This is a genomic window from Salinispora pacifica DSM 45544 (assembly GCF_000378845.1).
GTDB classification, from domain to species: domain Bacteria; phylum Actinomycetota; class Actinomycetes; order Mycobacteriales; family Micromonosporaceae; genus Micromonospora; species Micromonospora pacifica.
The window spans coordinates 209,377-225,874 of sequence record NZ_KB905359.1 but is presented as its reverse complement, the minus strand read 5'-3'; the positions used below and the strand labels follow the sequence as shown (position 1 = coordinate 225,874).

The 16,498-nt window shown below is 69.8% G+C and carries 15 protein-coding genes; 7 read left to right on the top strand and 8 right to left on the bottom strand.

From position 1 onward, the window contains the following. Positions 1 to 70: 70 nt before the first annotated feature. Entirely contained in the window at positions 71 to 811 is a 741-nt protein-coding gene (locus SALPAC3_RS0100900; protein WP_018219380.1) for a hypothetical protein, read from the top strand. 72 nt (positions 812 to 883) lie between these two features. Here the strand turns inward: SALPAC3_RS0100900 and SALPAC3_RS0100895 are convergent, their stop codons facing one another. Next, a complete protein-coding gene (locus tag SALPAC3_RS0100895; RefSeq protein ID WP_018219379.1) occupies positions 884 to 1,567 on the bottom strand; it encodes a PaaI family thioesterase in 684 nt (227 codons plus the stop codon). A 278-nt stretch (positions 1,568 to 1,845) separates the two neighbouring features. Here SALPAC3_RS0100895 and kstD point away from each other — a divergent pair, with 278 nt between their 5' ends. From kstD to SALPAC3_RS0100875, 4 genes are all read left to right on the top strand, one after another. Further along, positions 1,846 to 3,495, top strand: a complete 1,650-nt coding sequence (kstD, locus tag SALPAC3_RS0100890) for a 3-oxosteroid 1-dehydrogenase (protein WP_018219378.1) — start codon at positions 1,846 to 1,848, stop codon at positions 3,493 to 3,495. Between the two features lie 163 nt (positions 3,496 to 3,658). After that, positions 3,659 to 4,678, top strand: a complete 1,020-nt coding sequence (locus SALPAC3_RS0100885) for a synaptic vesicle VAT-1 family membrane protein (RefSeq protein WP_026185124.1) — start codon at positions 3,659 to 3,661, stop codon at positions 4,676 to 4,678. 134 nt (positions 4,679 to 4,812) lie between these two features. Then, a complete protein-coding gene (locus SALPAC3_RS0100880) occupies positions 4,813 to 5,574 on the top strand; it encodes a glucose 1-dehydrogenase (RefSeq protein WP_018219376.1) in 762 nt (253 codons plus the stop codon). Positions 5,575 to 5,640: 66 nt separating this feature from the next. Further along, a complete protein-coding gene (locus SALPAC3_RS0100875) occupies positions 5,641 to 6,123 on the top strand; it encodes a pyridoxamine 5'-phosphate oxidase family protein (RefSeq protein ID WP_018219375.1) in 483 nt (160 codons plus the stop codon). A gap of 229 nt (positions 6,124 to 6,352) precedes the next feature. Here SALPAC3_RS0100875 and SALPAC3_RS0100870 read toward each other — a convergent pair whose 3' ends face one another. Beyond that, complete coding sequence (locus SALPAC3_RS0100870; protein WP_018822104.1) at positions 6,353 to 7,111, bottom strand: SDR family oxidoreductase; 759 nt, start codon at positions 7,109 to 7,111, stop codon at positions 6,353 to 6,355. Positions 7,112 to 7,218: 107 nt separating this feature from the next. On the opposite strand from SALPAC3_RS0100870, the gene SALPAC3_RS0100865 reads away from it, so the two are divergent. Further along, positions 7,219 to 8,091, top strand: a complete 873-nt coding sequence (locus tag SALPAC3_RS0100865) for a TIGR03619 family F420-dependent LLM class oxidoreductase (protein WP_018219373.1) — start codon at positions 7,219 to 7,221, stop codon at positions 8,089 to 8,091. Here the strand turns inward: SALPAC3_RS0100865 and SALPAC3_RS0100860 are convergent. From SALPAC3_RS0100860 to SALPAC3_RS0100840, 5 genes are all read right to left on the bottom strand, one after another. Then, entirely contained in the window at positions 8,088 to 9,212 is a 1,125-nt protein-coding gene (locus SALPAC3_RS0100860) for a sulfotransferase family protein (protein WP_018219372.1), read from the bottom strand. The genes SALPAC3_RS0100865 and SALPAC3_RS0100860 overlap by 4 nt on opposite strands. Before the next feature lie 15 nt (positions 9,213 to 9,227). Continuing rightward, positions 9,228 to 10,004, bottom strand: a complete 777-nt coding sequence (locus SALPAC3_RS0100855; protein WP_018219371.1) for an SDR family oxidoreductase — start codon at positions 10,002 to 10,004, stop codon at positions 9,228 to 9,230. Between the two features lie 3 nt (positions 10,005 to 10,007). Next, positions 10,008 to 11,165, bottom strand: a complete 1,158-nt coding sequence (locus SALPAC3_RS0100850) for a hypothetical protein (protein WP_018219370.1) — start codon at positions 11,163 to 11,165, stop codon at positions 10,008 to 10,010. 134 nt (positions 11,166 to 11,299) lie between these two features. Beyond that, positions 11,300 to 12,394: an NAD(P)H-dependent flavin oxidoreductase gene (locus SALPAC3_RS0100845; RefSeq protein ID WP_018219369.1), complete on the bottom strand. Its 1,095-nt coding sequence runs from the start codon at positions 12,392 to 12,394 to the stop codon at positions 11,300 to 11,302. Continuing rightward, the gene (locus SALPAC3_RS0100840) at positions 12,384 to 14,003 is read right to left on the bottom strand and encodes an acyl-CoA synthetase (protein ID WP_018219368.1); all 1,620 of its coding nucleotides are present in this window, start codon (positions 14,001 to 14,003) and stop codon (positions 12,384 to 12,386) included. Before SALPAC3_RS0100840 ends, SALPAC3_RS0100845 begins: the two co-directional genes overlap by 11 nt. A 63-nt stretch (positions 14,004 to 14,066) precedes the next feature. On the opposite strand from SALPAC3_RS0100840, the gene SALPAC3_RS0100835 reads away from it, so the two are divergent. Beyond that, positions 14,067 to 14,861: a crotonase/enoyl-CoA hydratase family protein gene (locus SALPAC3_RS0100835; protein WP_018219367.1), complete on the top strand. Its 795-nt coding sequence runs from the start codon at positions 14,067 to 14,069 to the stop codon at positions 14,859 to 14,861. Positions 14,862 to 14,866: 5 nt separating this feature from the next. Here SALPAC3_RS0100835 and SALPAC3_RS0100830 read toward each other — a convergent pair whose 3' ends face one another. Further along, positions 14,867 to 16,417 carry an acyl-CoA synthetase gene (locus SALPAC3_RS0100830; protein ID WP_018219366.1) on the bottom strand — a complete coding sequence of 517 codons (1,551 nt, stop codon included), beginning with the start codon at positions 16,415 to 16,417 and terminating at the stop codon, positions 14,867 to 14,869. Between the last annotated feature and the right edge of the window lie 81 nt (positions 16,418 to 16,498).

Below are 16,498 nucleotides of genomic sequence, written 5' to 3'. Positions count from 1 at the left end.
GCTGGTAGGAAGCCGGTCTGGCGTTGCCGATGCAGGGGTATCCGCCGGGAAGGACAGGAGAGCACCCACGATGACCTACCAGCACGACCGGGACGTGTATCTCACCCACAGCCCGGAGCGGGGCTACTGGCACTTCATGCTCTACATCGAACCACCGGCGTACACCGGCGGCGCCATCAACGCCGGCCAGCAGCTCGACACCTACGCCAGCCCATACGCGGCCGAGTGGCGAGACCGGCTCACGCCCTGCACCCCAGACGCCCTACACGTCACCCTCGTCACCCCGGACGAGGCGCCCCAGCTCTGGTATCCCTGCGTCTACGACGACCCCGACTCTCCCTCCGCGGTCGCCGGTGACGGCTGCCTCTGCTGGCGCGCCTTCCGTGATCCGATCACCTGGCTGCCCGTCGCCGTGCACCACTATCGGACAGTCACCGGCAACCACGAGCACTGGGAACATCACACCTACGCTCCCCTCGCGCTTCCCGACGGGGAGCAGCTGACCGCCCTGATCATCGACCGCGAGGCCGACATGGTCTGGGCCCGCACCGACCGCGGCACCCTGCACATCCTGCCCGAGAAGCAGACCGCCGGTTACAGCACCGGCTACCCGGGCAGTGGGCCGGCCGAACTCGCCAGGATGATCGAAAAGATCGTCGCCTCCGACGGCTACGACGTGACCCCAGGCACGCCCAACCAACAACCAGCCGAGACCGTATTCGGCTGGGCCAGCAGCCACGCTGCCGCCCACACGCAGGAGCTCACCCTCCAGCAGCTCATGCTCCTCTGCCGCACCGGCGTCGTGGCCTAGCCAGCACTCCGAGGCTGCCTCCGCCGGCAGTTCCGGGGGGCAATGGCGGCTCCGTGGAGCCACAGCTACGGATCAGTCGTACTCGACGGAGGGATTGTCGGCCTCCCAGTACGGTGCCGCACCGAAGAGCCGCCAGGACTGTTCCGGTCGGGGCGCGACGAACACCCCGGTCGCCTCGACCAGGAGGTCGTCGGGGTGGGCAGCGGTCGCGATAACGCCGTGGGCGGTGGTCTTCCGGCCGTTCACGGCGGTAACCCGGGCCATCAGGTGTAGCGGCGTGCGCAACGGGATGGGTGCGCGATAACGGGTGTCGAGCCGGACGGTCATCCCCGCGTTACCCCTGGCACTCGCCACATAGCCGAGTAGCTGGTCCAGTAGTTGGGCGCTGACTCCGCCATGGGCGTACCGGGGCGGCCCCTCGAAGGCGGGCCCAAGGGTGCACGCGCCGACGGCGACCCCATCAACCAGGTCGATGCGCAGTGGCGGGGCCAGGGCACTGCCGACGCCGGTAACCGGGTTGTACATCCGGACTCCACCCAACAGGTCGTCGGCGCTCGGTATCCGCGTCACCTCCCGCTCGTGCGTGGTCAACGGACGGGCCGCTCGGCGCAGGTCGGCCGTGACCTGGCGGAGCTGGTCTGCTGGAATCTCCGTGGTGACCGCCTGCTCGACCAGGTCGCGTAAGGCGTCTCCCAACTCCGCGATGGCCTCCCGCCGGTCCAACAGAGCAGGGCTGGCGTCCCGCTGCTCCCGCATGGGGTGGTGGCTACGCCAACGCTCGTGATTCGACCTACTCATCGTCACCGTCGTGCACCTCGTCTTCGACCGGTTTAACGGCCATCATGACACCGTCCGGCGCCGGCTCGACCGCGTCCGCGTCGCTCGCGGCGGTCCGGGCCGGGCATCGTCACAACCGCCGGTTGGCGTAATCAAGATCAATGATTTGATTGAAGTATGTACATGCAACACCTCCCGACGCCGATCTGAATACAGTAACGTGTTCCACCATCTGTTACCGCTGGGCTGGGGGTCCGATGACGACCGTGGTCGAGTACGACGTAGTGGTGGTGGGTGCCGGCGCGGCCGGCATGGTGGGTGCGCTTACCGCGGCGAAACGCGGCCTGCAGACCGTTGTGGTGGAGAAAGCCGATGTCTACGGCGGCACCACCGCCCGCTCCGGGGCGGGAATCTGGATACCCAACAACGAGGTGCTCCTCGACGCCGGAGTGCCGGACACTCCGACCAAGGCCGCCGAGTACCTGGCCGCGGTCGTCGGGGACGAGGTCCCCGCCACACGCCTGCAGGCGTACCTGTCGGCCGGGCCAGCCATGATCTCCTTCCTGTTGGAACACACACCGCTGCGGTTCGCCTGGATGGAGGGCTATCCCGACTACTACCCCGAACTGCCCGGTGGCCTGCCCGGTGGCCGGTCGATCGAGCCGCAACCCCTCGACGCCAATGTCCTCGGCGCCGAGTACGCCGCCCTGAACGCGCCCTACATGGCCACCCCGCCCGGCACCGTCGTCATGGATGTCGACTACAAGTGGCTGGCCCTCATCGCCCGCCACCCCCGCGGGCTGACGACGGCCACCGAGATTGTCCAGCGCTACCTGGCGGCATGGGCCAGGGGCGAAAAGCCGATCACCATGGGCCAGGCGCTCGCGGGCGGGCTGCGCGCCGGCCTGCTCGCCGCCGACGTGCCGGTCTGGCTGAACACCCCCCTGACCGAGCTGGTCATCAGCGAGGGACGAGTCACCGGGGTACGGGTGGTCCGGGACGGCGAGGAGGTCCTCCTCACCGCCCGGCGTGGGGTCATCGTCGGATCCGGCGGTTTCGAGCACAACGAGGCGATGCGCAAGCAGTACCAGGAAGCTCCCACCGGCACTGACTGGACCGTCGGCGCGTCGTCGAACACCGGGGACGGCATCCGGGCCTGCGCCGAGGCGGGCGCCGCTCTGGACCTCATGGACAGCGCCTGGTGGGGGCCGATGATCCCGCTGCCGACCGGCCCCTACTTCTGTCTATCCGAACGCACACTGCCGGGAAACATCTTCGTCAACCCGGCCGGGGAGCGGTTCGTCAACGAGGCCGCCCCCTACGGCGACGTGGTCCGCACCATGTACGCGCAGGACGCCTTCCCGGCCTGGATGATCACGGATCAGCGGTACCGCAACCGCTACCTGTTCCGTGACCTCCCACCGCTGCTGCCCTATCCCAGCGAATGGTATGACTCCGGCGCCCTGGTCCGCGACTGGACCATCAGGGGCCTGGCCGACAAGATCGGCGTCCCCTCGGCGACCCTGAGCGCCACCGTCAAACGCTTCAACACGCTCGCGAAGACCGGTCGCGACACCGACTTCCATCGGGGCGACAGTAGCTACGACCACTACTACGCCGATCCCACCAACGACCCGAACCCCTGCCTGGCCGCGCTGGTGCTGCCACCGTTCTACGCGATGCGGATCGTCCCCGGCGACCTCGGCACCAACGGCGGAGTCCGTACCGACGAGCGGGGTCGGGCGTTGCGGGAGGACGGCACGGTCATTCCCGGCCTCTACGCCGCCGGCAACGCGAGCGCGGCCGTCATGGGGAAGGGTTACGCCGGAGCAGGGTCGACGCTCGGGCCAGCGATGACCTTCGGATACCTGGCCGCGTTGGACATCGTCGAGGCGTCCCACGGTTGACGGCAACCGTCTCGGGCCCCGCCAACACCCCTTACGCTGGCCGTTGGCGGTCACCGCCTCGCCCGGGTAGCCCATGTGGCCAACACCCATGCGGCCGACACCCGGGCGAGCGGATGACCGCCGACGGAGTAGTCGGCGTAAGACGTTGGAGGTCGAGGAATCGATGCGCGCTGTCTGGATCACCAAGGCGGGTGGGCCCGAGGTCCTTGCGGTACGGGAAACCCCCGATCCGCAACCGGGTCGCGGTGAGGTGCGCATCGCGGTCCGCGCCTGTGGCTTGAACTTCGCCGAGGTCATGGCCCGGCAGGGGCTGTATCCGGACGCTCCGAAGCCGCCGTCCGTGGTGGGATACGAGGTGGCCGGGGTCGTGGACGCCGTTGACGCCGAGGTCACCGGCCTCGAGGTGGGGCAGCGGGTGCTGGCCCTGGTGCGCTTCGGTGGCCACGCCGACACCGTTTGCGTGCCCGCCGCGCGGGTGCTGCCGATGCCCGATGGCCTCGACTTCATCGAGGGAGCCGCGATCCCGGTCAACTACCTGACCGCCTACCACATGCTCTTTCGGGTGGCGAACCTCCGCCCCGAGGCCCGCGTCCTGGTGCACATGGCCGCGGGTGGGGTCGGCACCGCGGTGCTGCAGCTGTGCCGCACCGTACCGGGAGTTGTCACCTTCGGTACCGCCTCGGCGGCCAAGCACGCCGTGCTCCGCGAGGAGGGCTGCACCCATCCCATCGACTACCGCACCGAGGACTACGTCGCCCGGGTGCGGGAGCTCACCGGCGGCGAGGGCCTCGACCTGGTGCTGGACTCCCTGGGCGGTCGCGACTGGAAGCGCGGGATGAGCCTGCTCCGGCCGGTTGGGCAGCTCATCGCGTACGGCTTCGCCAACCTGTCCACCGGTGAGCGGCGCAGCCTTCGCCGGCTCGTCGGTCAGCTCACCGGCGTGCCGTTGCTGACGCCGTACGGGATGATGGACCGCAACCACACGGTCAGTGGCGTCAATCTGGGGCACCTGTGGGAGCGCACCGACCTGCTGCGTGAGGAGCTGACCGCGCTGCTGGACCTGTGGCGCGAGGGCGCGATCAAGCCCCGGATCGACCAGGTGTTTCCGTTCGAGGAGGCCGCGGCGGCGCACCGCCGGATCGGCGAGCGTCGCAACATCGGCAAGGTGGTCCTCGTCCCCTGACGAGTCTCACCAGGTCGAGCGAGAACGCGATTGTCCATGGCCGCCGCGGGCTGCAGCCCGCGGCGGCCGTTTTGTTGCGGCGCCGGTGTCTCGCCGATGCTATGCTCCCAAGCAAGCGCTTGGCAGGAGGGGCGATGGGGCGACTGGACGGCAAGGTGGCGCTCATCACCGGCGGCGCGCGCGGCATGGGCAAGGCACATGCCCGGCAGTTCGTCGCCGAGGGGGCCCGGGTGGTCATCGGCGACATCCTCGACGACCGCGGCACGGCCCTCGCCGACACCCTCGGTGCTGATCGTTGCCGCTACGTGCACCACGACGTCACCGGCGAAGACGAGTGGGCTGCCGCGGTCGCCACCGCGCTGGCGGCGTTCGACCGACTCGACGTGCTGATCAACAACGCCGGCGTCTTCCGGCACGCGGCGATCGCCACGATGGACCCGGCCGAGTTCCGCCACGTGATCGACGTGAACCTCACCGGCTGTTGGCTCGGCATCCACACCGTGGTGCCGGCAATGATGAGGGCCGGCGGCGGATCGATCGTGAACGTGTCATCGATCGAGGGGTTCGTCGGCGCGGCCGGCCTCTCGGCCTACAGCGCCAGCAAGTTCGGGATCCGCGGCATCACCAGGTCCGCGGCCCAGGAACTCGGGCCGGCCGGCATCCGGGTCAACTCGGTCCATCCCGGCGGCGTGCTGACCCCGATGGCGCTGGCCGCCGCCGAGACCATGCCCGCCGTTGACTCGGACGCGTTCCTCACCTCGCTGCCGATCGCCCGACTCGCCGAGCCGGTGGAGATCTCCCGACTGGTGGCGTTCCTCGCCTCCGACGAATCGTCATACACCACGGGTGCCGAGTTCGTGGCCGACGGCGGGCTACTGTCCGGACCGGGATACTGAGATGACCTCGCTGGATCGAGCGCCCGCCGCACCCGGCACCAGTAGCGGCGCGGAGGGCGAGGAGTCGTGAACCAGCGCGCCACGGTGGCGATGCCACCCGCGGACGTCGCGGAGCACTTGGCCCAAGGCCGGAAGCTCCAGCTCGCGACCGTCAACCGGGACGGCACACCGCACCTGGTCAGCATGTTCTACGCGATGCACGGCGGACGCATCGCCTTCTGGACCTACCGCGTTTCGCAGAAGGCCCGGAACATGGCCCGTGACCCACGGGTGACCTGCCTGGTCGAGGCGGGCGACGGCTACTTCGAACTGCGCGGCGTCCAGGTGACCGGCGAGGTCACCCGGATCGACGATCCGGCGGGAGTCACCGCGGTCGGCCGGCTGATCGCCGCGCGGATGCCCAGCCCGCTGGCGGCCGGCGATCTGCCGCCCGATGAGGTGGCAGCGGCGCTCGACGGCTATGTCGCGCACGCGGCGACCAAGCGGGCGGCCTATCTGGTGGAGCCGCGGCGGGTGGTCAGCTGGGACCACCGCCGACTGATGGCCTGAGGACCGCCCGGACCGCCCGGACCGCCCGGACCGCCCGGACCGCCCGCTAAGCTACTCCACAACAGGCAGTTCCGTCCGCATAGCGCAAAATACTCCAGTTGGGACAGCGCCCCGGCACGGAAACATCTTCCCAACGATGGAGGCATTCGTTACGGAAGTTGATTGGACAAAGGGTCAGGGGAAGAGAGGTGACACTTCATCACTGAAGGCCGCCGAGGAAGCCCGCTACCTACGATGAGGATGGCTCAGCAGTAGGGCCGCGCAGGTCCCCGAGATAGCCCGGCCACTCGCCACCACCGTGCACTGCCACCGCCGCCCCGGTCACATAGGACGCCAGCGGAGAGGCCAACAGCAGACAGACGCCGGCGACCTCGGCCGGCGTCGCGGGTCGCCCCAGGGGCACCGTGCGCGCCACCGCCGCCGGATTCAGCCGGAGGCTCCCGTCGCCGGCCACCGGACCGGGGACGACACTGTTCACCCGCACCGCCGGCGCCCACTCGGCGGCCAGACTTGTCGCCAGGTGGTGCAGTCCGGCCTTGGCGGCGCCGTACGCGGCGGAGCCGGGCGATGGACGCGTGCCGCTGACACTCCCCACCATGATGATGACCCCGCCACCGGGCTGCTGTTGCATGACCGTGTTGGCCGCCTGCGCCACATGCAACGGAGCAACCAGGTTGAGCTCCACAACCTTGGCGTGCAGCCGGGGTGAGGCGCTGGCCGCCACCGCCGGGGGCGCCCCACCGGCGTTGTTCACCACCACGTCGAGGCGACCGAACCGGTCAACCGCCGCCGCCACCAGGGCGGCCGCCTGCGCGGGGTCACGAACATCAGCCGGCACGAAATCGGGCACCGCCGAGGACGGTTGGGTCCGGCCACAGACCAGCACCCGGGCACCCGCCGCGCGGAAGGCCGCGGCGATCGCGGCACCGATCCCCCGCGTCCCCCCAGTGACGACCACGCCGCGACCCGTGAAATCGAGAGGCTCCATCGATTGATGTTAACCCTTGGGTATTCGCCGGGTCGACCCGAAGATACCATCCGACCAGACCATCTGGGACCCTGCCATGGTCGGGTAGAACACGTTACAGTCCATAGATGAAGTTCAGCCTCGGAATCGCACTCAGCCCGCTCGACCAACTCACCGACCTGGCGCAATCCGCCGAGGAGTGCGGCTTCTCGGCCATCGCCCTCCCCGACTCGCTCTTCTACTCCGAAGAGGTCAGCGCCAAGTACCCGTACACGCCGGACGGCAGCCGGTTCTGGGACGCGCAGACGCCCTGGGTCGACCCGCTGGTGACCGCCGCCGCGCTCGGCGCCGCCACCACCCGGATCCGGTTCTACACCCAGGTGCTCAAGCTCGGTCCCCGCAACCCGGTCCTGTTGGCGCGGCAGGTCGGGTCGGTGGCGAACCTGATCGGTAACCGGTTCGGGCTCGGCGTCGGGCTGGGCTGGTCGCCGGAGGAGTCACTCTGGTGCGGCTCACCGTTCGCCGCCCGGGGCGCCCGGGGCGACGAGGCGATTGAGGTGCTGCGGCTGATCCTGGGCGGTGGCATGGTGGAGCACCACGGCAAGCACTTCGACTTCGGCCGGCTACAGATGAGCCCGGCCCCGACCGAGCCGATCCCGATCTACGTGGGCGGTCACACCGATGCGGCGTTGCGCCGTGCGGCCCGGCTGGGCGACGGCTGGTCCTCCGCCATGATGCGCTTCGACGAGCTGTGCGCGACAATCGACCAGCTTGCCCGGCTACGCGTCGAGTACGACCGGGCCGACCAGCCGTTCGAGATCCAGGCGGTCTGCATTGACCGATTCGGCCTGGCGGGCTTCCAGCAACAGGCCGAGGCCGGCGTCACCGACGCGATCGTGATGCCCTGGCGCTTCTACGGCGTCGGCTTCGACGGCGACCTCGCCGCCAAGCGGGACGGCATCCACCGCTTCGCCGACGAGGTGATCAGCAAGATCCATTAAGCGAAGGTGGCGTCCACCACAGCCGGGGTCAGTCCGAAATCAGCGAGATCGTAGCGATGTGCGGGGCGCGTTCGCTGCTGGTGCAGCGAGCTCATCGCGGCTCGCGCCGCAGTGGTCAACCGGGCCCCCAACCGCTCGTAGATCACCTCAACCACCCGAAGCGGGTCGGCGACGAAGTCGTCGTGGGAGACGTCGATGAAGTGTGCCGGGTCGTGTCGCGCGCGGTCGGCCATGAACCGCCGCAGCCCACGCGACCAGAGCTGCGCCTGCGCCCCACCGAGCACCTCCCCGCGGAACAGCTCCGACCAGCCCTCGCACGCCTGCGCGTTGAGGCTGCAGACCGAGGCGACCACCTCCCGCGGCGCGCGGTGCGTCTGGATCACCACGGCGTCGGGGTAGACGGCGAGCAGCGCGTCGAGGGCGAACAGGTGGCTCGGGTTCTTTAACACCCAGCGACGATCTCGGTCGTGCAGGCCGATGAGCTGGAGGTTGCGCCGGTGCCGCCGATAGGCAGCGGTCCAGTCCTGCGCACTCAACCACCGCGAGTAGCTCGGCAGGTAGGCCAGGCACTCGAAGGACACCGACATCATGGACTGCCGCAGCAACCGCCAGCACTCCTCCACCTGGTCGGCCGCGGTGTAGTGCGCACCCCGCAGGCCCGGGTTGGTCTCGTGGTACTGCTCGTAGCCGGCCTGCAGGCTCACGTAGCCGGGGTTCGACTCCCAGGTGGCTCGCGGCGGGCGGGGTTGGGGGACCTCGGTCAGCCACAGCTCAAGCCCCTGGTGGGCGGGGTCGGCGGTGAGCAACCGGTGCAGGGCGGTGGTGCCGGTTCGGGGCAGGCCGGTCACGAAGACCGGCCGGGTCACCGGGGCCTCGGCGTGCTCCGGGAACTGCCGCCACGCCGCCTCGCTGAGCAGTCGGGACACCAGCGCCGCACGGAGAAACGCCCGGGAGACCTTGCTCCCGGTGGGCGTGAGGGCCGCCTCATTCCGGTACGCGGCCAGCAGTTCGCCCATCCCCTCGCGGTAGTCGTCGTCGCCGAAGTCGTCGAGCCCGGTGAGCCGGGTCGCCGAGGCGTGGAGGTCCTCGATCGTGCCGACATCCGTACGGGTGCTGCTCATGCTCGCTCCCGGAATTCAGTGATGGAACTCGCCGCAGTTGACGTCGAGGCACTGGCCGGTGATGCCCCGAGCCAGGCCGGAGCCGAGGAACAGCACGGCGTCGGCGACCTCGTCGGGCACCGGCAGCCGGCGCAGGTCGGTGGTGGCGGCGACCTCGTCGTAGAGCTGCTGGGGCGGCACGCCCCGCTGGTTCGCCTGGTAGTCGAACCAGAGTCGCAGGCTGTCGGCCCAGATCCAGCCGGGTGCCACCGAATTGACCCGCACGCCCTTCGGCCCGAGCTCACTGGCGAGATTCTGCGCGGCGGCGAGGAGCGCGGCCTTGGCCAGCTTGTAGGGGCCGAACGCCCGCCGGGAGTGGCGCAGCACGGCAGAGTTGACCATGACCACCGAGCCGCCGGACTCCACCAACGCGGGCGTCAGCAGCCGAGTCAGGCGCAGCGCCGCCAGCACGTTGACCTCGAAGCTCGACCGCAGGTCGGCCAACTCGACCTTCCCGAGACCGCGCATCGGCGGCATCTCGAAGGCGTTACTGACCAACACGTCAACGCGGCCGTACTCGGCGAGGGCGGCCCGCACGAGCGCGGCGCTCGACTCACCGTCGGTGAGGTCGGTGGGTACCGTCAGGGCCCGCTGACCCGCCGCCCGTACCTTTCCGGCGACCTCGGTGAGGAAGGACCCGGTGCGGGCGGCGAGCACCACGTCGGCGCCGGCCTGCGCGGCACGCACCGCGATGGCCTGGCCCAGCCCGGGGCCGACCCCGGCCACCACAACGACCTTCTCCGCGAGCAGCACGGCTCAGCCCAGCATCCGGGCCGCGGTCGCGGCCTGCCGGGCGGCGATGCGTTCCTGCCACGCCGCTCGCCCGATCGGCTCGTAGTACGGCACCTGCTTGGGTAGGTCATCCACCGCGACCACCTCCACCCGCGGCCCGTCCGCGGCGGTCAACGCGTGCGAGAGTCGCTGCCAACGCAGCTGCACGTAGCCGCGATCGTGGCCCGTGCACTCCAGCCAGTTCGCCACCCCCGGGTCGCGTTCGCTGATCACGTACCGGATCATGCCGTCCGGGTCGATCCGGGCCTGGGGCACGGTGAGGCTCGTCTGGTGGTTGCTGTAGTCCAGCGAGATGTACCACATGCTGCCCAGCTGGATGCCCTGGTAGGGCGCGTCGGAGACCCGCACGGTGATCACCATGGCCTGGTCCTCGGCGAGCTGGTAGTGGCCCACCGAGGAGTACTGGGTCGCCAACCCGCCGGGGGTGAGCCGGGGCGGGGTCAGGGTGTTCACCGGCAGGTTCAGGTAGAACCGCTCGGCGAACGCGAGGAAGGTGTGAATCCGACCGGTGAGAATCTTGCCGGCCACCGCGTAGCGTTTGGCCAGGGTCTCCTCGGTCAGCGGCGGCGGTGTCCCGCCGATGGTGTCGGGGCGGTGAATGCGCAGCATCCCGGGGCGTTCGGCCGCCCAGTCGCTGAACACCTCGCGCACCACGAGCATGGCCGAGCCGGGGGCGAGCGGGAACGCGTTCGGGCCGGAGAGCCCCGGCCCGAACCGAATCTCGAAGGAGCCGTCGGCAGCGACTTCGATCTCGCGGTCGTCGAAGGCGGTGAGGCTGCCCGGGACGTTGACCGGGGAGTAGGAGCCGTCGAGGACCTGGAAGCTCAGGTCGGCGGTGCTGCCCCGGCGGCCGGTCACCACGTACTCCGCGTCGTCGTGGAGCCACGCGTGAAAGTAGAGGGTGTCTGGATTGTCGAGGCCCATCTTCGTGTACGGGCCGGTGGAGCGGACGAAGTAGGGAAATTCGCGGTCGTAGGACCAGGCCATCTGGATCGAGCTCCGGATGCCACCAGCCAGGTAGTCGTAGCCCTCGAGCAGGTCCTGCTGGCCGCGGACGTGGGCCGCCTCGGCGATGACCCGCTCGGCTTCCGCGATGGCGTGGGAAAACGGCTGAGTAAGCACGATACCAATAATAGAACGTGTTCTACTTTTTGGTCAATGTGGTGCCGAGAACGGAACCTCTTCGGCACCACACGTGCAGTTTTCATGAGCACTTGCCCAGCCCCGCTTGACCAAGCCCATATGGCCACCACCCCCTAGCGCAGCCCTCCGAGGTGGACCAATCTCTCCTCCGCCTCGGCGACCAGATCCGCCAACACGTCGACGACGGAGCGCACCTCATTCATCCGACCCACGATCTGCCCCACCGGCATCGGAACGACCGTCGGGTCATCAGAATCCATCAGCCGGCTGTGCGCCGACGCCACCAGCAGATTCTGGAGTGGCATCGGCAGCGGTCGGGGCGCCCCCTCCTCGCTCCAGGCCTCGGTCCACCGATTGCGCAGCAGCCGGGCCGGCTTGCCGGTGTAGATCCGGCTGCGGACCGTGTCCGCCGACCCGGCCCGGAGCAGTGCCGTACGCAGCGCGGAGTTGCTCTGGTATTCGGCCGTGCCGAGCCAGACCGAGCCCATCCAGACCCCACCCGCACCGAGCGCGAGCGCCGCCGCGATCTGGCGGCCACTCCCGATGCCCCCGGCGGCCAACACCGGCACCTGCTCACCGACCGCGTCCACCACCTCCGGCACCAGCACCATGCTGGCGATCTCACCGGTGTGGCCGCCGGCCTCGTACCCCTGCGCGACCACCAGATCGACCCCGCTCACCACGTGCCGGCGGGCGTGATCGGCCCGGCCGGCCAACGCGGCCACCAGCACCCCCCGCGCGTGCGCCTGGGCGATCACGTCGGGCGGCGGCGAACCGAGCGCATTGGCGATCAGTCGGACCGGGTGCGTCAGCGCCACCTCGACGTGACTGCGGGCCACCGAGTGCAGCCAACCGAGCACGCCGGCCTGGTGCTCGCCGTTGCCGCCGAGCGGCGGCACGCCGAGGCGCAGCAGGGTTCGCTCCACGAAGTCGCGATGCCCCGCCGGAATCAGCCGGTCGAGATCAGCCGGGGCGCCCTCGGCCGGTTCGGTGCTGGGCATCACCACGTCCACCCCGTACGGCCGGCCTTCGGTCTCCCCGTCGAGCCAGGTGAGGACCGCGTCGAGCTCCTCCGGGTCGTTGAATCGCACGCAGCCCAACACGCCCAGTCCGCCGGCCCGGCTGATCGCCGCGACCACCTGCTCCGAGGGGCTGAAGCCGACGATCGGATACGCGATGCCGAGCTGTTCGCTCAGCTCAGTCCGCATGGCTGACCTCCTCGGCCGGGTGTTGTTCCGCATGCCGCTGCGCCCACTTGTAGTCAGCCTTGCCGCTGATCGTGCGCGAGATCTCGGCCACCAGCCAGATCGACCGTGGCACCTTGTAGCCGGCGATCTGCTCCCGCAGGTGCGTTCGCACCGCCGCCAGGTCGAGCGTGCCGCCGGCCCGGGGCTGGATCAGCGCCGCCACCCGCTGCCCGAGCCGCTCGTCGGGCACCCCGACGACCAACGCGTCGAAGATGTCGGGGTGCGTCTTCAACGCCCCCTCGACCTCCTCCGGGAAGACCTTCTCACCGCCGGTGTTGACACAGGTGCTGCCCCGACCGAGCAACGTGATGGTGCCGTCGACCTCAAGCCGGGCGAGGTCACCCGGGAGCGCATACCGCACGCCGTCCACCTCGATCAGCAGGGCGGCGGTCTTGACCGGGTCCTTGTAGTAGCCGAGGGGGAGGAAACCGCTCTTCGCCAGCCGCCCCTCCCCGCCCGGCGGCACCGGCCGCCCGTCCGGGGCGAGCACCACCGTGTTCGGCCCGGGCGTGACCCGCGGATCCTGCACCGCGCCACCGGGCACCTCGGCGACCACGCCCAGCCCGATGAAGCCGGTCTCCGACGCCCCGATCGCGTCGGTGACCAGCGCGTCGGGCAGCAGCTCCAGGTACTGCCGCTTGACCCCCGGGGAGAAGAGGGCGCCACTGGACGAAACCGCGGCCACCGACGAGCCGTCGTAGCCACCGGCGGCGTAGGCCTCGATGATCGGGCGGGCCATCGCGTCGCCGATCAACACCAGCACGTTGACCCGGCGCCGCTCGACCGTCCGCCAGACCTCCTCCGGGTCGAAGCGCGACAGCAGCACCACGGTGTCACCGGCGAAGAGCGCGGCGAGCACCGCCCACTGCGCGTTGCCGTGGATCAGGGGGGCCATGCAGAGGCGTACCATCGGGGTCCCGCTGGCGCCCCGGGCGGACTGGGCCCACTCGTCCTCGAGCGGAATGCCGGTCATGAAGTCGACGCCACCGCCGAGCGCGCGCCACACGTCCTCGTGCCGCCAGAGCACCCCCTTCGGGTAGCCGGTGGTGCCACCGGTGTACAGCAGGTAGAGGTCATCCGCCGAGCGCTCGCCGAAGTCCCGCGCCGGGTCGCCGGCGGCGAGCGCGTCCGCGTACGGCACGCCGCCGTACCCACCGATCTCCTCCGCCGAGCCGTCGGGTAGGGCCACCACGGTGTGCGGACCGGCGGCGCCGGCCAGCACGGTAGCGACTCGGGGCGCGAAGCGACGGTCGTGGATCAGCGCCGACAGCTCCGCGTCGGCGAAGAGGAAGCGCAGCTCGTTCTCGACGTACCGGTAGTTGATGTTGACGATCGCGGCGCGCAGCTTGTAGACGGCGATCATGGCCACCACGGCCTCGATCGAGTTGCCAGCGTAGAGGCCGACATGGTCACCGGGGCGCACGCCGCGGTCACGGAGGAAGTGGGCCAGCCGGTTGGCGCGCTCCTCCAGCTCCGGGTAGCTGATCGCCTGCTCGCCGAGGAACACGGCGGGACGGTCACCGAAGGCGTCAACCGCATGTTCAAACAGGTCTGCGATATTTGCCACCATCACTTAAAAGTAGAACCTGTTATCGTCGCTGACAAGCCTTGGAAATCGTCGAAGGAGGCGCCCGTGGAATCGGCAGCCGACCAGCCACACGCACTCGTGGAGCAACGTGGACAAATACTGATCGTGACGATGAACCGGCCACGGGTCCGCAACGCGCTCTCCCCCGAGATGCTCGCGATCATGCGAGACGCCTGGGACCGTGCGGACGACGATCCGGAGATCCGAGCCTGCGTGCTCACCGGGGCCGGGGGCGCCTTCTGCGCCGGCGCCGACCTCCGCGCGATGACCCAGTCCCACCCCGGTGACCGGTTCAACGGCGCCGACCTCTCCCGGATCGACGCGCTACTCAAGGGACGGCGACTGACCAAACCGCTCATCGCCGCGGTGGAGGGGCCGGCGGTGGCGGGCGGCACCGAGATCCTCCAGGCAACGGATCTCCGCGTGGCCGGGGCTAGCGCCCGCTTCGCGGTCTCCGAGGCGTGCTGGGGCCTGTTCCCCCTCGGCGGCTCCGCCGTCCGGCTGGTACGACAGATCCCGTACGCCGTCGCGGCGGAGATGCTGCTGACCGGACGCCAGTTGGGTGCCGCCGAAGCCCGGGACGTGGGCCTGATCGGCCACGTGGTGCCGGACGGACAGGCCCTGGACAAGGCCCTCGAACTGGCCGGGATGATCGCCGCGAACGGCCCGCTGGCGGTGCAGGCGATCCTGCGCACGATGCGGGAGACCGAGGGCCTGGCCGAGAACGAGGCGTTCGCGCTGGAGGCACCCATCGGCACGGCGGTGTTCCGCACCACCGACGCCAAGGAGGGCCCGCGCGCCTTCGTCGAGAAGCGCACCCCCCAGTTCCACGGGCGGTAGCCAGGTCAGATCGCGCGCTGCTGCGCGGCCCAGTACGGGTCGCGCAGCACTCGCTTGTAGAGCTTGCCGTTCGGGTCGCGGGGCAACTCCTCGACGTAGTCCACGCTTCGGGGCAGCTTGAAGCGGGCCAGCCGGCCGGTCAGGAACGCCAGCAGCTCGCTGGTCAGCTCCGGACCAGCCGTCACCCCCAGCTCCGGCTGCACCACGGCCTTGATCTCCTCACCCCACTCATCGTGCGGGATGCCGAAGACCGCGACATCCGCTACCGCCGGATGAGCGGCGAGCTCCCCCTCGATCTCGGCCGGATAGACGTTCACCCCACCGGTAATGATCATGTCGCTCTTCCGGTCACACAGGTAGAGGTAGCCATCGTCGTCGAGGTAGCCGATGTCGCCGACGGTGAACATCCGGCCGCGCCAGGACTGCCGGGTCTTCTCGGCGTCGCCGAGGTATTCGAAGGTCGTCTCACCCATCTGCAGATACACCGTCCCGGGCTCACCTGTTGGCGCGTCGTTGCCATCCGGGTCGAGCACCCGCACCTGCGAGCCCGGCCAGGCCTGCCCGACCGAGCCGGGCCGGGCCAGCCAGTCCTGGGCGGTGATCAGGGTGCCGCCGCCCTCACTGGCGGCGTAGTACTCCACCACCACCGGCCCCCACCAGTCGAGCATCCGCCGTTTGACCTCGTGCGGACACGGCGCCGCACCGTGGATCATCATCCGCATCGACGACAGGTCGTACGCCGTCCGAACCTTCTCCGACAGGGCGAGTAGGCGACGGAACTGGGTCGGCACCATGTGGCTGTGGGTGACCCGGTGCCGTTCGATCAGCCGCAGCATCTCGTGCGGGTCCCACCGGTCCATCAGCACCACCGGATGGCCGAGCTGCAGCGAGATGACCGCGAAGTTCATCACCGCGGTGTGGTAGAGCGGTGAACAGCACAGGTGCACGTGGGAGTCGAAGGGTTCGAGGCCGAACAGCCCGAAGAACCAGAGCGATACCGGCGGAACGGTGTCCGGGTCGGCGCCGGTCAGCGGACGCCGTACGCCCTTGGGCCGCCCGGACGTTCCGGAGGTGTAGACCATCAACGCACCGAGGGTGCGCGGCGTGGGGCGGTCGGAGGCGCCGGCGCCGAGGTCGGCGAGCGGCCGGAACCCGGGAACCGCGCCGGCCACGGCGAGGCATCCGTCGGCCGGGATGCCGGCCTCGACGGCGGCGGCCACGGCCACCTCGGCGAATCGGCTGTGCGCGACGAACGCGCGGGCACCGCTGTCGCGCAGAATGTAGGCGATCTCGGCGGCGGTCAGATGCCAGTTCAGCGGCACCGAGTACAGCCCCGTCTCCAGGGCGGCGAACTCGGCGGCGAGCAGGTCGGCACCGTTGGGCAGCAGCATCGCCACGGTGTCCCCGGGCACCATCCCGAGCGCCTGGAGGCCGCGCCCGATCCGGTCGGCCTCGGCGGCCAACTCGCCATATGTGACGACCCGGCCATCCGGGTCAACGACGGCGATCCCATCTGGATCCTGACTCGCGATGTTCCACAGCCCGATGCCAGTCATGGACCAGACTCTATAACGTGTTCCACTTCCTGAACAGCGGAACGGGAGCGACCTTGATTCACCTCGATAGAACATGTTTCA

Bases quoted from the DNA above. Each gene is read 5' to 3' on its own strand.
- SALPAC3_RS0100900 (WP_018219380.1), top strand. From the start codon at position 71: ATGACCTACCAGCACGACCGGGACGTGTATCTCACCCACAGCCCGGAG.
- SALPAC3_RS0100895 (WP_018219379.1), bottom strand. From the start codon at position 1,567: ATGCGGGAGCAGCGGGACGCCAGCCCTGCTCTGTTGGACCGGCGGGAG.
- kstD (WP_018219378.1), top strand. From the start codon at position 1,846: ATGACGACCGTGGTCGAGTACGACGTAGTGGTGGTGGGTGCCGGCGCG.
- SALPAC3_RS0100885 (WP_026185124.1), top strand. From the start codon at position 3,659: ATGCGCGCTGTCTGGATCACCAAGGCGGGTGGGCCCGAGGTCCTTGCG.
- SALPAC3_RS0100880 (WP_018219376.1), top strand. From the start codon at position 4,813: ATGGGGCGACTGGACGGCAAGGTGGCGCTCATCACCGGCGGCGCGCGC.
- SALPAC3_RS0100870 (WP_018822104.1), bottom strand. From the start codon at position 7,111: ATGGAGCCTCTCGATTTCACGGGTCGCGGCGTGGTCGTCACTGGGGGG.
- SALPAC3_RS0100865 (WP_018219373.1), top strand. From the start codon at position 7,219: ATGAAGTTCAGCCTCGGAATCGCACTCAGCCCGCTCGACCAACTCACC.
- SALPAC3_RS0100860 (WP_018219372.1), bottom strand. From the start codon at position 9,212: ATGAGCAGCACCCGTACGGATGTCGGCACGATCGAGGACCTCCACGCC.
- SALPAC3_RS0100845 (WP_018219369.1), bottom strand. From the start codon at position 12,394: ATGCGGACTGAGCTGAGCGAACAGCTCGGCATCGCGTATCCGATCGTC.
- SALPAC3_RS0100840 (WP_018219368.1), bottom strand. From the start codon at position 14,003: ATGGTGGCAAATATCGCAGACCTGTTTGAACATGCGGTTGACGCCTTC.
- SALPAC3_RS0100830 (WP_018219366.1), bottom strand. From the start codon at position 16,417: ATGACTGGCATCGGGCTGTGGAACATCGCGAGTCAGGATCCAGATGGG.